This window comes from Achromobacter sp. 18P8.1.1 (assembly GCF_057799415.1).
On the sequence record NZ_JBYOKH010000027.1, the window covers coordinates 75,114 to 89,581 of the forward strand.

15 protein-coding genes are annotated in these 14,468 nt (G+C 66.0%); 4 read left to right on the forward strand and 11 right to left on the reverse strand.

Features of this window, described 5'->3' with window-relative positions:
• Positions 1-52 precede the first annotated feature (52 nt).
• The 3 genes from AC27VE_RS18080 to AC27VE_RS18090 all read right to left on the reverse strand — a co-directional run bounded on the left by AC27VE_RS18080 (position 53) and on the right by AC27VE_RS18090 (position 2,598).
• Positions 53-1,039 carry a FecR domain-containing protein gene (locus AC27VE_RS18080; protein ID WP_427957767.1) on the reverse strand — a complete coding sequence of 329 codons (987 nt, stop codon included), beginning with the start codon at positions 1,037-1,039 and terminating at the stop codon, positions 53-55.
• Positions 1,040-1,052: 13 nt separating this feature from the next.
• Positions 1,053-1,568, reverse strand: coding sequence for a sigma-70 family RNA polymerase sigma factor (locus AC27VE_RS18085; RefSeq protein ID WP_315131545.1), 516 nt, complete (start codon positions 1,566-1,568; stop codon positions 1,053-1,055).
• 112 nt (positions 1,569-1,680) lie between these two features.
• Positions 1,681-2,598 (reverse strand): LysR substrate-binding domain-containing protein, encoded by a 918-nt coding sequence (locus AC27VE_RS18090; protein WP_488704617.1) that lies wholly within the window; start codon positions 2,596-2,598, stop codon positions 1,681-1,683.
• 103 nt (positions 2,599-2,701) lie between these two features.
• On the opposite strand from AC27VE_RS18090, the gene AC27VE_RS18095 reads away from it, so the two are divergent.
• Positions 2,702-3,451, forward strand: coding sequence for an SDR family oxidoreductase (locus AC27VE_RS18095; protein WP_088587181.1), 750 nt, complete (start codon positions 2,702-2,704; stop codon positions 3,449-3,451).
• A gap of 11 nt (positions 3,452-3,462) precedes the next feature.
• On the opposite strand, the gene AC27VE_RS18100 is transcribed toward AC27VE_RS18095, so the two are convergent.
• Both AC27VE_RS18100 and AC27VE_RS18105 read right to left on the reverse strand, forming a co-directional pair.
• A complete protein-coding gene (locus tag AC27VE_RS18100) occupies positions 3,463-4,248 on the reverse strand; it encodes a HEAT repeat domain-containing protein (RefSeq protein ID WP_488704618.1) in 786 nt (261 codons plus the stop codon).
• Entirely contained in the window at positions 4,245-4,784 is a 540-nt protein-coding gene (locus AC27VE_RS18105) for a MarR family winged helix-turn-helix transcriptional regulator (protein ID WP_488704619.1), read from the reverse strand. The genes AC27VE_RS18100 and AC27VE_RS18105 overlap by 4 nt, the downstream gene beginning before the upstream one ends.
• A 120-nt stretch (positions 4,785-4,904) precedes the next feature.
• Here AC27VE_RS18105 and AC27VE_RS18110 point away from each other — a divergent pair, with 120 nt between their 5' ends.
• The 3 genes from AC27VE_RS18110 to AC27VE_RS18120 are packed head-to-tail and all read left to right on the forward strand — an operon-like array spanning position 4,905 to position 7,222.
• Positions 4,905-5,399, forward strand: coding sequence for a GNAT family N-acetyltransferase (locus tag AC27VE_RS18110; RefSeq protein ID WP_488704620.1), 495 nt, complete (start codon positions 4,905-4,907; stop codon positions 5,397-5,399).
• Between the two features lie 43 nt (positions 5,400-5,442).
• Entirely contained in the window at positions 5,443-5,940 is a 498-nt protein-coding gene (locus tag AC27VE_RS18115) for a DUF6882 domain-containing protein (protein ID WP_427957781.1), read from the forward strand.
• Positions 5,941-5,947: 7 nt separating this feature from the next.
• On the forward strand, positions 5,948-7,222 hold the full coding sequence (locus AC27VE_RS18120; protein ID WP_488704621.1) for a hypothetical protein: 1,275 nt from the start codon (positions 5,948-5,950) through the stop codon (positions 7,220-7,222).
• An 18-nt stretch (positions 7,223-7,240) separates the two neighbouring features.
• On the opposite strand, the gene AC27VE_RS18125 is transcribed toward AC27VE_RS18120, so the two are convergent.
• From AC27VE_RS18125 to pdxR, 6 genes are all read right to left on the reverse strand, one after another.
• Positions 7,241-7,735: a hypothetical protein gene (locus AC27VE_RS18125; protein ID WP_488704622.1), complete on the reverse strand. Its 495-nt coding sequence runs from the start codon at positions 7,733-7,735 to the stop codon at positions 7,241-7,243.
• A gap of 59 nt (positions 7,736-7,794) precedes the next feature.
• Positions 7,795-9,327 carry a glycine betaine/L-proline transporter ProP gene (proP, locus tag AC27VE_RS18130; protein ID WP_488704623.1) on the reverse strand — a complete coding sequence of 511 codons (1,533 nt, stop codon included), beginning with the start codon at positions 9,325-9,327 and terminating at the stop codon, positions 7,795-7,797.
• 52 nt (positions 9,328-9,379) lie between these two features.
• Complete coding sequence (locus AC27VE_RS18135; protein ID WP_488704624.1) at positions 9,380-11,344, reverse strand: TRAP transporter large permease; 1,965 nt, start codon at positions 11,342-11,344, stop codon at positions 9,380-9,382.
• Positions 11,344-11,967 carry a TRAP transporter small permease subunit gene (locus tag AC27VE_RS18140; protein ID WP_488704625.1) on the reverse strand — a complete coding sequence of 208 codons (624 nt, stop codon included), beginning with the start codon at positions 11,965-11,967 and terminating at the stop codon, positions 11,344-11,346. The genes AC27VE_RS18135 and AC27VE_RS18140 overlap by 1 nt, the downstream gene beginning before the upstream one ends.
• A 96-nt stretch (positions 11,968-12,063) precedes the next feature.
• Positions 12,064-13,188 (reverse strand): TRAP transporter substrate-binding protein, encoded by a 1,125-nt coding sequence (locus AC27VE_RS18145; protein ID WP_088587173.1) that lies wholly within the window; start codon positions 13,186-13,188, stop codon positions 12,064-12,066.
• A 192-nt stretch (positions 13,189-13,380) separates the two neighbouring features.
• A partial coding sequence (pdxR, locus tag AC27VE_RS18150) for a MocR-like pyridoxine biosynthesis transcription factor PdxR (RefSeq protein WP_488704626.1) occupies positions 13,381-14,468 on the reverse strand: 1,088 nt, incomplete at its 5' end.

Sequence of the window (14,468 nt, forward strand, 5' to 3'; positions counted from 1 at the left end):
GCTCGAATCGCGAAACGGTGCCGGCCTGTTACAAAATAGCTGCGCACCGCCGTCACGGCCCCACCGTCACCCAGTACGCGGTGCGGGTATGCACGCGCACGGGCAGGATCCGTTCCACCAGCCGCAGGACCTTGTCGGTGTCCTGGATGGGGAAGGCGCCGGTGACGCGCAGATCGGCCACCGCGGGGTCGCAACGCAGAAAGCCGCGCCGGTAGCGCCCCAGCTCGGCCAGGAAATCCTGCAGCCGCCAATCGTCGGCGAACAGCATGCCGCTGGTCCAGGCATCGGCATTGGCGGGGCTGGGTTGCGCCGCGTCCACGACGTAGCGGTCAAACGCCGTGCGCTCTCCCCGATTCAGCCGCAATTCCGTGCCGCCCAACCGCGTCTGGATGCGCACGGCGCCCTCCAGCACGGCCACATGGGTCTGTGTTTCGTCGCCAAGCTGGCGCACGGTGAAGCGTGTGCCGATCGGGCTGACGAAACCACTGCGCGTCTCTACGATCAACGGCCTGCCCAAGGCGTCCTGCCCGGACTCGACCCAGATCTCGCCTTCCACCAGCACGATGCGCCGCGCCTGGGCATCGAAACGCGTATCGACGGCGCTGCGGGTGTTCATCATCAACCGCGTGCCGTCCTCCAGCGTCAGCAGGCGGCGTTCGCCCACGCCCGAGCGGTACGCCGCCGTCCACAGACGCCATGGCGCGGGTTCGCCCGTGGCCATGACAAGCGCCCCGGTGGCGGACACGCCCAGCAAGGCCGCAAGCATGCGCCGCCGGCCGGCCTGCGAACGGCTCACCTGCTCCACGACCTGGCTGGCTGCAGCGCCCGGCAGCGTTGCAGCATGCGCGTCCAGCACCTGCGTCATCGCTGCCACCCGCTGCCACGCCAGTTCGTGGTCCGGGTTCGCCGCCCGCCATGCTTGCCAGCGCGCCAGGTCGGCCGGCGTGGGGTCGCATTGCAGGCAGACCAGCCAGTCGGTGGCCGCCGCCACCACGGCGGGTCGGCTAGGCGGCCGCGCGGACCCAAACAAGGAAGTCATGCGCCTGGGTCGCCTACGCGTACATCACGCTGAAGCAGCGCTGCAAGGCTTTGGACATCGTCTTCTTGACGATATCCAGCGAATACCCGGTGCGCTGCGCGACCTCCGGATACGACAGGCCTTCCAGTTGCGCCAGCAGGAAGATGGCGCGGGTGCGTGCATCCATGCCGTCGACCAGGCGGCACAGTTCGACCAGCGTCTCGACCACGATCAGGCGCGATTCCACCGAGGGCTCGCACGGTTCGCCACGCGCGGCCAGCACGTCCAGATACGCGGCTTCGATGACGCCGCGGCGGTGATGACGGAACAGCAGCCGCTTGGCGACCGTCGTCAGATAGGCACGGGGCTGCGCCAGAATCGGTTGCGGGTCCACCCCCATGATGCGTTCGAAGGTGTCGTGCGCCAGATCGGCCGCGTGGTCCGAACCGCCCAGGCGGCGCCTGAGAAAGCCCAGCAACCAGCGATGGTGTTCCACATACAGCGTCTGGATCGCGTCGTGCGCGGGGGTGGCGGTAACGGGGTCGGACACGACGGAAGCTCGATGCGTGAGTTTTGATAACAAGAATTAATCGCATTCTATGCGAGGTGGCGCCGGCCCGCCACCGGCCATTCCCCCGTTTGCAACACTCCCGGCGCAAGGTTCAACGGAAAGCGTCGATCCCGCGCATCAGGGCTTGCGCCATCTTGGGTTGGCGCAGCGCATCCAGCCACCATTGCAGCGCCCTGCCCTCATGCCCGCCGCGCCATGCCAGATATAGCAGGTTCGGCTCGCGCGGCGTCTCGGTTGCCTTTTCCACGAGTTCGCCGCGTTCCAGCAGAGAGGCCACCCGGTGGCGCGGCACCCAGCCCACGCCCAGGCCGTCGCGCTGCGCCAGGATCTTGGCGCGCATGCTGGGCACCGCCAGCACCGCCTGGCCACCCACCCGTCCATAGGCACGAGCCGACGCGCCGCGAGCCGTATCCGCCACGACCACGGCCCGATGCTGCTGGATCTGGTCCTGGCGCAAGGGGGCTTTCGCCTTGGCGAGCGGGTGGCGGCGCGATACGGCAAACAGCCACTCCATTTCGCCCAGTGCCGCCCACTGCAGATTCGGCATAGACTGGGGTTCGTTCGTCGCCCCCACGATCAGGTCGGCCCGGCCTTCGCGCAGCGCTTCCCACGTGCCGCCCAGGACTTCGTGCGTAAACCGAAGCGTCACGCCCGAGTCCAGACGGTCGAACGCCTGAATCAAGGGCGACATCAGTTCGAATTCCAGGATCTCGTCGCTGACGATGTGCAGCCGGTCCTCCCAGCCGCTGGCCACCTGCTTGACGCGTTGCGTCAGACGCGAGACGTCCAGCATCAGCCGGGTGGCCTCGTCGGCCAGCAACTGGCCCGCCGGCGTCAATTGCAGCCGGTAGCGGCGGCGGTCGAACAGCAGCGCATCGAACCGTTCTTCCAGTTGCCGGGCCGCGTGCGACACCGAAGACGGCGCGCGCCCCAGCTTCACCGCCGCCCGCGACAGGCTGCCGCTGTCGCGGATGGCTTCCAGCAGCGCCAGTTCATTCACTGTCAACATGTGCGATTCCTTCGAACGTGTTCGTCCGGAAGATCGTACGACAAAGCGCCCGGCCCGGCGCACTATGGCTACACCTTATCGAACGACTCCCAAGGAGATCACCATGAACCGTTTTGAACAGAAGACCGTCCTGGTCACCGGCGGCACCAGCGGCATCGGCCTGGCGGCCGCGCAAGCCTTCGCGGCCGAAGGCGCCCGCGTCATCGTCACGGGGCGCGACGCCGCCGCCCTGGAAACCACCCGCGCCACGCTGGGCGCGCGCGCCGTGGCCATCCAGAACACCGCAGGCGCGCCCGGTGCGGCAGCCGCCCTGGCCGACGCGCTGCAAACGGCCGGCATCCGGCTGGACGCGGTCTTCGTCAACGCCGGCATCGCCAAATTCGCCACGCTGGCCGACGCCACCGAAGACCTTTGGGACCAGACCTTCAATACCAACATCAAAGGCGTGTTCTTCCAGCTGCAGGCCCTGGACCCGCTATTGAACCCCGGCGCCTCCATCGTGCTGAACGGGTCGATCAACGCCCACATCGGCATGCCGGCGTCGTCCATCTACGCCGCCAGCAAGGCCGCCCTGATTTCCTTGGCCAAGACGCTATCGGCCGAACTGTTGCCGCGCGGCATCCGCGTGAACGTGGTGAGCCCGGGCCCGATCTCTACCCCCATCTACGGCAAGCTGGGCCTGGACGCCGAGGCCCTGGAAAAGACCGCAGCCGGCATCCAGGCGCAGATTCCGCTGGGCCGCTTCGGCACGCCCCAGGAACTGGCGTCCACCGTGCTGCACCTGGCCGCGCCGGAGTCCGCCTTCATCGTGGGCACCGAGATCATCGTGGACGGCGGGATGAGCCAGCTCTGACATCGATGCCGCTACGCCCCGATCGAACGCAATGCGCGCTTGCAGATGCGCTCGGTCGCGGCGGCGGGCTTGCCGGCCAGCCACCGCGCACACACGGCGCGCACCCATGCAGGCTGGTCCTTGCTGGCATCGTTCAGCCAGTTCGCCACGGAATCCTGCACATAGGCTGCCGGGTCGGCGCGTAGCGGCTCCAACAGCGGCAGCGCGATGGCCGGGTCCGACTTCAGCGCCACGATGTGGGCGCACCAGACCCCGCGCGGACGCAAGGCTTCGCTGGCGAAACGGCGCACACGCTCGGATGGGTCCTGGGTCCACGGCCGTAGCGCCTGTACTGACGCTTCCACGTCGTCGGCCAGGCGCGGGCGCAACGCCAGCCACGCCCATTCGCGCACGCCGAAATGGGCGTCGTCCGCCAAGGGGCGGATACGGTCCAGGCGGGCTTGCAAGGGCACGTCCGGCGATGCGCCAACCAGGAAGCAGGCCCAGCCGCGCACGGTGTCGGATTCGTGGGTCCTGAATTGCGCATCGGCCTGCGGACCGAGGTGGTCGCCCAGGATACGTGCCGCCACCGCCATGCGCTTGGAAATGCCGGTAGCGGCTTCCGCGCGCATCAGCGCGATGGCTTCGGCGCCGACTTCCGGCGCGACCGCCTGCATCAACGCCGCGAAATCCACCGCCAGGCATTCGGTCAGGGTCGAGGCGGGCGCGCCCGCGTTCAACTGTGCCAGTCGGGCGGCGCTGATGTCCTTGACGCCGCGGCCCGAGGCTTTGACGACAGGCGATGCGGTCCGGGTCATTGCGGCTCCTTGCGCAAGGCGGCGCGGCCGGTGTCGGTGCCAACCCAGACGCGCGTCAGCAGGTCGCTTAACCGAGCTTTGTCCGAAGCGGCCAAGCCCCCGAACAGGGAACCGATCCAGTCCGTGTGTTCATTGAACAGCGTCGCCGCCACCGACTTGCCCTTGACTGTCAACGTCACCATGACCCTGCGCCGATCCAGCTGGCCGGGTACGCGCAGCACAAAGCCGTCGCGCTCCAGTCCATCGAGCAGGCCGGTGATAGTCGCGCGCGTCACGCCTGCCCCATCCGCAAGCTGATGCGCAGACAGGCCATCCGCCTGATCGTGCAACAGGAACAACAGCACGAACTTACCTTCCGACAACTGCTGCGGCGCCAGCCGTGCCGCGCAATCGCGGTCAATGGCGTTGGCCAGCGACAGCAACTGAAAGCAGAGGCCGATGTCGTCGGCTGAGGCCAGCCCGCGGCGCGCTGCCTCGTCCAGCAACGCATGGTGTTTCGGTTCGAGCATGGGCGGCGTGCGTACAGCGAGGGACATGGGTGTCTTCCTGTTCTTCAATTCAGCGGCATATAGTAAGGCACCTAATTATCTGAGCGCAAACCGGCTCCACGCGTGCCGGTATCATCAGGCATGCCCCCGTATTCCGACCCATCACCGATGCCCGCCCCCTGTCCCAGCGTGACCCTGCGTCGCGTGCAGACGGACGACGTGCCCATGATCCTGGCGATGGAGGCCGACCCCGCGGTCATGCGGCACAGCACCGGCGTCAAGCCTGCAACCGAAGCTCGGCGTCAGGAATTGCTGACGTGGCTGCGCCAACCGCTTACCGACATCGGCCATTGGACCGTTCTGATCGACGGCGCCGCCGTCGGCTGGGTCAGCCTGGTCCCCCTTGAAGACGGCGGTCGCCTGCAACTGGCCTACCGCCTGTGCCGCGCCGCCTGGGGCCAGGGGTACGCCACGCAGGCGGCCCGGCTGCTATGCGACTACGCCTGGCGCGCGCTGGATGTCCCCGAACTGGTGGCCGTAGTCTGGCCCGACAACCACGCTTCGGTGCGCGTTCTGGAAAAACTGGGCTTCGCCTTCAGCGCCTACGAGCGGCACTACGATCGTCCCACCGCGGTTTACGCCTTGCCGCGTCCGGCCGCCTGATCTGCCCTATCATTCCGACTTCCCATTCACGGAACCGCCCAGCATGTCCCACACCGCCCAGCCCTTCGACGTCCAAGCCTTCATCGCCCAGAGCCTGGAGGGCATGCAGGCCGCCACCAGCGCGCATTGCGCCACGTGGCATCTGGACGAAGCCGAGCAATGGTCGGTGGACATGGACAGCGCCAGCATCGTCTTCCAATTGCCCGGCGGCATCACCGCGACGGCGCCCGTGCAGATCGTCGGCACGTCCAACAGCGCCGACGGCAGCTTCCTGTGGGGATGGGATCACCCCTCCGTGCCCGCCGAACTGTCCGAACACGCGCAACTGGCGCTGGCCTTTGGACGCGCGCACGGCCTTCCCGCCTACACCCACCGCAAGGTCCAGTGCGACGACGCGCTGGCCTGGGAGTTCACGGCCGTGGCCATGCGCCTGGGCGAAGCCACCGGCACCTATCGGGCCCAAGCATCCGAAACCGCGTATGTGTGGATGACGTTCGGGCAAGTGAGCCTGTCGGCCGCATCGGGCCAATCCGAAAACTGATCACCTCATGATCCCCTTCCGCCTGCCCCGTTCAACGCTTGGCGCCGTCGCGCTGGCACTTCTGGCGCAAGCCGGCAACCTGGCCCAAGCAGCCCCGCGCACCGTGTACACAGGCACGCTGCAAGGCGCGGGCGACGTGGTGATGGAACTGGACAGCCGGCCGGCGGAAAACGGCGTGCTGACCGGCCGCTACTTCTATCCCAAGCATGGCGTGGACATTCCGTTGAAAGGCACGGCGCAGGCGCTGGTCGAACCGAAGACCTTCCAGGCGCTTGTCGACGCCGGCAAGGATCCGGAAACGGACGAGTTGGCGACCATTGCCGCCGCCACCTGGCAAGGCAGGCGCGACGCCGACGGCTACACGGGGCAATGGATCGACGCGCGCACCGGCACGCCGCGCAGCTTTACCTTGCGCCGCGTAGCCGAATACGATCCCGAGGTATCGGCGCCAGGCAGCGTGCAGGCCGTCACCAATGCAATCAGCGGCGGCGTGGGTAGCGGCATCGACGTGAACGTCGGCATCAATGCCGAAACCGCCCCCTATGAAACCTTGAAGCTGGCCGGCCATGCCGTGCCCGTCGGCCAGGACAGCGGGAACGGCCCGGTCGCCTATCGCATGTGGCGCGACCCCCGTACGCAATTCAGCTACCCGCGGCTCAGCCGGCACCCGGACCCGCAAGTCGCCAAACGCGTCAACGCCTTGCTGGAACAGCGGCACTGGCAGATGAACCTGGCGGCGCTGGCCTGCATGGCGTCGGCCTACACCGACGGCAACCCGGCCGCCGGCACGCTGGGCAGCTATGACGAGGAAGCCATCACCGTCCAATGGCTGTCCAAGGCGCTGATGACCGTGACGGAATCAGGCAGCCTGTACTGCGGCGGCGCTCACCCCGACAACCATTTCGAGCCCTACACCTTCGATCTGCTGCGGGGCGAATACCTGGACTGGAACCGCGTGCTCGACGCCTACGTTCCTGGCGAGAACGGCTGGCGCAAGGAAAGCCCCGCGCTGCTGGCGCTGATGGAAAAAGCGCGCGCGCCGCTGGCCGCCGCCAAGGCCAACACCAAGGGCGACGCGGAAGACGATTCTTTGGACAACTGCTCGGACCTATGGCCCAGCTATCTGGCCTTGGGCACGGAATCGCCGGGCGTGCTGACCCTGTCGATTTCCGGCATCGGCCATGCGATGGGCGTCTGCCTCGGCACGCACGCGACGGTGCCCTTCAAGGATCTGACACCCTACCTGGCGCCCGGGGGCCAGGCGTATCTGGTCACCGAATAGCCAAGATGGCCGGCACGCTCAACGCTTGCCGAAATCCTTCTGGCTGAAGTCCGTCTCGCCGCGATAGCCGTACATCCGGGAAACGGCCTGGAAATCCTCGGGTGCGAAGCCGGTCCAGGAATAATTCCGGACATTCTTCTTGGTCTTGGCGTTACGCACGTAGAACGACAACGCGGCGCGCTGTTCGGGCAGGTTCACGGCCTTATGCAGCGACGGCACGAACTCGTACTCGGACGTGGCATAGCTTTTCTTGACGCCCAGCAAGGTGTGGACCGACATCTCGTTGTCGTTGAAGGCATAACGGTTCACGAAGACATAGTCGCGGCGGATGATCAGAAAGGCGATCAGCCCCAGCACCACCGTCGACACATGAAAGACCGTCGAATTGATGGTCCGGTCCACCGTGAACCGATAGGCGTAGTTGAAGACCAGCGCCAGCAGGCCCACACCGATGACCAACTGCCCCAATTGCGAAAACAGCCATTTCGGTTTGTTCTGGATGTTGGCGATCATCGGTCGTCTCTATGACAGGTTGCGGGATAGGCATGGCCCCGGAACCCGGGGCCGGCTGATTATTCCAGGGAAGGATGACGGTCCGCAAGCCGTTGGCGCCGCTGCCGCAAGGCCTCCAGTTTTTCTTCCAGCTCCGCGATCTCGGTCTCGACGTCCTGCACGCTTTGCTCGATCGTTTCGTACGCTTCCTGCAGCAGCACCTTGGCTTCACGCTTGCTGGATGCATTCGGCGTGTCGCCCCGCAGCGGCCGGTTTGCCGTTTCGGGCAGGAAGAACGAGGTAATCAACCCGATGGTGGCCGCCACGATCAGGTAGTAGGCGGGCATCATCAGATTGCCGGTTTCCTCTACCAGCCACGCGGCAAGCGTCGGCGTCAGGCCGGCGATGATGACGGCGATGTTGAATGAACTGGCCAGCGCGCTATAGCGGATGCGCGTCGGAAAGAGCGCAGGCAGCGTCGAGGCCATGACGCCCGTCAGGCAATTGAGCAGCACCGCGATGAACAGCAGGCCCAGGAAGATCAACCCGGTATTGTCGCTGCCCACGAATTTGAAGGCCGGCACCGCCAGCACCAGCAGGCCCAGGCTGCCCGCCAGCAGAAAGGGCTTGCGGCCCACCTTGTCGCTGGCGAAACCGACGACCGGCTGCACGAACAGCATGCCGATCATGACCACGATGATGATCAGCACCCCGTGCTCTTCGGAATACCCCAGACTGCTCGTCAGGTAGGTGGGCATGAAGGTCAGCAGCATGTAGTAGGTGATGTTCGTCACCAGGACCATGCCGATGCAGATCAGCAGCGCCTTGCGGTATTTGGAGAAGATCTCGCGGAACGACACCGTGGGGCGCTCCTGCACGGCGTCCTGATCCTCTTTCTCCATCTTTTCAAGCTGTTGCGTGAACGCGGGCGTCTCTTCGGCGGCGTGGCGCAGATACAGGCCCAGCAAGCCCAGCGGCCCCGCCAGGAAGAACGGCAGGCGCCAGCCCCAGTCCAGGAAGGTCTGCTCAAGCAGGATCGTCTGCAACAGCACCACCAGCCCGGCGCCCAGTACGAATCCCGCGATCGACCCGAAATCCAGCCAGCTGCCCAGGAAGCCCCGCTGCCGGTCGGGCGCGTACTCGGCCACGAAGATCGCCGCCCCGGTGTACTCGCCCCCCACCGAGAAGCCCTGCGCCAGCTTGCACATCAGCAGCAGGATCGGCGCCCAGATGCCGATGGATTCATACGAGGGGATCAGCCCGATGCAAAAGGTGCTGATCGCCATGATGATGATGGTCAGCGACAGGACTTTCTGCCGGCCGAAGCGGTCACCCATCACACCGAAGAACACGCCGCCCAGCGGCCGGACCAGAAAAGGCACCGAGAAGGTACCCAGCGCGGCGATCGTCTGGACCGCCGGCGATGCATCGGGGAAGAAGACTTTGCCCAAGGCGAAGGCGACAAAGCCATATACGCCGAAGTCGAACCATTCCATGGCGTTGCCCAGCGCCGCGGCCGTCACGGCCTTCTTCAGCTTGGAGTTGTCGATGACGGTGATGTCACCGATCTCCAAGGGCCGTGCCTGCTGCGATGAAGAGGGTGTAGAGGTCATGTGTCAGCTTCCCGTAGTGCGTCCAGGATGGTGCTGACGACAGCATACTCCCCTACCGGTACAGCACCGTCGGCAGCCACATCCCGATCCCCGGGAACATGTACAGCAGGAAGATCGCCACCACCTGGATCCCCATGAACGGCATCATGCCCAGGAAAATCTGGTTCAGCGTCACATGCGGCGGCGACACGCCCTTCAGGTAGAACGCAGACATGGCCACGGGCGGCGACAGGAAAGCGGTCTGCAGGTTCAGCGCCACCAGCAGGCCGAAGAACAGCGGGTCGATGCCGAAGGCGTTCAGAAGCGGCACGAAGATGGGCATGAAGATCACGATGATCTCGGTCCATTCCAACGGCCAGCCCAAGAGGAAGATGATGACCTGCGCCAGCAGCAGGAACTGGATGGGCGTCAGGCCCAGCGACAGCACCCAGTCCTCGATGATGCGCTGGCCGCCCAGCAACGCGAACGCCGCGGAAAAGATCGACGAGCCCACGAACAGCCAGCACACCATCGCGCTCGTCTTGGCGGTCAGGAACACGGATTCGCGCAGCACCGGCAGGTTCAGCCGCCGGTACGCCAGCGCCAGCAAGGCGCCGCCCATTGCCCCCATGGCCGCGGCCTCGCTGGGCGTGGCCAGGCCGAAGGCGATCGACCCCAGCACTGCCGCGATCATGACGGCCAGCGGGAAGAACGATGACATCAGCATCTTGAAGATTTCCAACCTCGCCCAGGTCAGCGCCGCGTAGAACACCACCAGCAACGCGGCGCACACGGCGACGAAGATCCAGAAACCCTTCGGTGCGGGAATGGACTGCGCCGCCGCCCCGGCGGGCGCGACGGGCTCTGCCGCTGGGGTTTGAGCCCCGCCCGACGCAGCAGGCGTGCCGGGCGGCTCGGCCAGGCTGGAGCTTCCCGCATCCGAAGACGGCGGCTCGGCCAATTCGCCCGACGGCGGTTCCGCCAAGCCGCCCACGTCGGGCGCGCTCAAGCCGGAGCCGGAATCAAAGCCGCCCGATCCCAGTTGCAGTTCTGCCGGGATGTCGTAGACCACCTGGGGCCGCGTGACTCCATGGTGCACCACCGCCACCAGCAGCAGCGTCAAGGCCAGCGGCGCCAGCGCCGTCGCCATGTTGCGCAGCAGGAAGCCGAACGGCACGTCGCGGTTGCGGCGGCCCTTGAACATGGCGGCCACCATGCCCGAAACGGCGCGCGTGTATCCCGTAGCGGCCAGCGAGCGGGCCTCGGGCGACAACGGCACGCCGCGCTCGTTGACCGGCAACGGCGGCGCCATGTCCGGACGCAGCTTGGCCACGATGATCACATAGACCATGTACAGCACCGCCAGCATGATGCCGGGAAACAATGCGCCCGCGTACAGCTGCACCACCGACACCCCGGTCGTCGCGCCGTAGACGATCAGCATCACCGACGGCGGCAGCAGGATGCCCAGGCAACCGCCCGCCGTGATGGCGCCGGCCGTCAGCCGCACGCTGTAGCCCGCCTTCAGCATCGCGGGCATCGCCAGCAGCCCCATCAGCGTCACCACCGCGCCGACGATGCCGGTCGCCGTGGCGAAGATCGCGCAGGTGGCCAGCGTGGCCACCGCCAGCGCGCCGGGCAGGCGCGCCAGCGCCAAGTGCATGGAACGGAACAGCTTTTCGATCAGGTTGGCCCGCTCGACCAGATAGCCCATGAACACGAACAACGGGATCGAGATCAGGGAATCGTTGGTCATCGTGGCGTACGTGCGCTGCACCATCAGATCCAGCGTCTGCCCGATGGAACGCCCTGCGTCCGCGCTCTGCATGTAGTACGCCAGGAAAGTGAACAACACGCCCATGCCCATCAGCGTGAACGCCGTGGGAAACCCCAGCATGATCGCCACCACGATCAGCGCCAGCATCAAGAGGCCGATGTGCCCCGTCGTGAGCTCGCCCCACGGGGTCAGGAACGCGATCATCAGCAGCACGATCCCGATGCAGGACAGCCCGAACCACAACGCCTTGTGGATTTTCATCAGCGGGGCTCCTTGGGCGTGGTCACGTAGCGGTCCAGTTGGGCGATGTCTTCGTCCTTCACGTGCACCATCTTCTTCAGCTTGTCGACGTCCACTTCCTCGACGTCCTCTTCGCGCGACGGCCAGGCGCCGCGCCGCAGGCACAGCACGCAACGCAGCACCTCGGCCACGCCCTGCAGCAGCAGAACGGCGCCCGCCACCGGAATGAAGGCCTTGAAGGGATAGATGGGCGGCCCGTCGGCCATCAGCGACGAGTGCTCGCCGATGGCGATGGAGTAGGCGGCGTAATACCAGCCGGCCCACACCAGCGCGATCACGCCCGGGAAAAAGAACACGATGAAAAGAACCAGGTCCAGCCCGGCCTGTACCCGCGGCGGCAGGAAGCCGTACAGGATGTCGCCGCGCACGTGCCCGTTCTTGGCCAGCGTGTAGGCCCCCGCCATCATGAAGAGGATGCCGTAATACATCATCTGCATGTCGAACGCCCAGGCGCTGGGCCGGTTCAGCAGATAGCGCGCCGCCACCTCCCAGCACACGTGCAGGGCCAACACGACGATCAGCCAGGCAAACGTCTGCCCGACGAAGGTGGAGATGCGGTCAATCAAGCGTATGAGTCGGATCATCGGACATCCAGGACGAGACGCATGGCGCCCTTCGCGCGCACGCGCCGCCCGCCTGGCCCCCAGGGGGCAGCAAGCAGGCGGCAAGGCAGACCTGCGTCAGGCCGGCTTGGTGCTGCGCGAGAAGTAGTGGTTGTAGGCCATGCGGTAGTTCACCGACACGTCCCCGTGCCAGCGCCCCACCCGCTCGGCGAAGACCCGCTGCGAGTCCAGTACCTTCTTGAACAAGGGGTTCTCGGCCGACCGCTTGGCGATCATCTCGTCCCAGATCTTCAGCTGCGCCTGCAGGATTGCGTCAGGCGTCTTGTAGAACTTGACGTTGTGGTCCTTCTGCAGCTTGATGTAGTCCTGCGAATAGCGGTTCGCCGCCTTCCAGGACATGTCCGCGCTGCAGGCCTGGGCGGCATTGCTCAAGACGTGCTTCAGGTGCGGCGGCAGGGAGTCGTACTTGCCCTTGTTGAACAGCACTTCGAACTGCTCGGCGCTTTGGTGAAAGCTCTGCAGCATGCAGATCTTGGAGACGTCCTGAAAGCCCAGTGCCAGGTCCGACGACGCGTTGTTGAACTCGGCCCCGTCCAGCAGGCCGCGGTCCAGCGCCGGCACGATCTCGCCGCCGGGCAAGGCGTTCACCGCCGCCCCCATCGCCGTGTACATGTCGATGGCCAGCCCCACCGTGCGGAACTTCACGCCCTTGACGTCCTCGACCTTGGTCACCGGCCGCTTGAACCAGCCGAAAGGCTGGGTCGGCATCGGCCCGTACATCAGCGACACCACGTTCACGCCCATCGCCTTCTGGATTTCCACCAGCAATTCCTTGCCGCCGCCGTACTCGTGCCAGGCCAGCAGCATGTTGGCGTCCATGCCGAAAGACGGCCCCGATCCCCACAGCGCCACGGCCGTGTTCTTCCCGTACCAATAGGCCACGACCCCGTGGCCGCCGTCCAGCGTGCCTGCCGACACCGCGTCCAACAAGTCGAACGCCTTCACGACCGCCCCGGCGGGCAGCACCTCGATCTTCAACTGGCCACCGGCCATGTCGTTGACCTTCTGCGCATAGTCGCGCGCGAACTCGTGGAAGATGTCCGTGGCGGGCCAGGTGCTTTGGAACCTTAAGGAAATGGGCGCGTTCTGCGCCCGGGCGACGGCGGGGAATCCCAGTGCGGCGGCGCCCGCGACGGCAGCGCCGGAAATGAACTTGCGGCGGGGTTTCGTGGGTTGTTGCATGGCTTGTTGTCTCCTTGGTGGACTACACGGACCAGCTTGTAGTGACTGCACCTGCATGGACACGAGAGAAACGCCTGCTGCGAGCTTCCCGGTGCCGGGACTGCGACCGCTTTGCAACTTTGTGCTGATTAAACCTTCCTGACTAACAGCTGACAATCAGCTTGTTGTCAGGAATTACCCTAGACCTTCGGATTAATCCTTTCGGATAGGGGCGGGCGCGCCCGCCAGCAAGTCGCGCAGCAACGCCCCCTGCCGGACAAGTTCCTGCTCGTCCAGCCCGCTGTAGCCGATCACCAGGCCCTCAGGCAAGGCCACGCGCCGGCAGTAGTCCGACACGGGCTGCAACGCCACGCCCCGCGCCCGGGCCGCATCCTGCAACGCTGCCGCATCCACATCGGCAGGCGGCCACCACAGCAGATGGAAGCCGGCATGCTCGCCGCTGGTCCGTATCGCCTTGCCGCCCGCCGCCTGCGCCAACAGCCGCAACACCAGATCGCGCCGCTGGGCATACACCGCGCGGGCCTTGCGGACATGGCGGGCAAAGCTGCCGTCTGCAAGAAAGCCCGCCAGCGTCATCTGCTCGATCATGCTGTTGGACCTTCCCGTCGTATGGCGCGCCCGGGCGAACGCGGCGACCCATCGCTTGGGCACCACCGCGTAGCCAATCCGCAGCGCATTGAACATCGTCTTGTTGAAGCTGCCGCAATGGATGACGCGGTCTGCGGTGTCCAGGCTTTTCAACGCCGCCAGTGGCGCGCCGTCGTAGTTGAACTCGCTGTCGTAGTCGTCTTCGATGATCCAGCAATCCGCCTGTTCGGCCCATGCCAGCAGTTCCAGGCGGCGCGAGACCGGCATCGTGACGCCGGTGGGCGACTGGTGCGCAGGGGTCACGTGCACCAGCTTCACGCCGCGTTGCCGGCGGGCGCGCGCCACGGAAAAACCGTGTTCGTCGATGGCGATCGGCACGACGCGGGGCGTGAACTGGCTGAACAGCGGCATGGCGTTCAGATAGCCCGGGTCTTCCACCAGCACCTTGTCCTGCCGGGTAAGCAGGATGCGGGCGCTCAGGTCCAGGCCGTCGCGGATGCCGGTCAGGATGACGACCTGATCGGCGTCGCAGGAAATGCCGCGGGCAGCGCCCAGATAGTGCGCGATCTGTTCACGCAACGGCAGCCAGCCTTGGGATTCTTCGTTGGCCAACTGGCCGGGCGTGACGCGCTGCGCGCTGGCCATCAGCCCCTTGCGCCAGGTTGCCATGGGGAACAGCGACGCATCGGCGG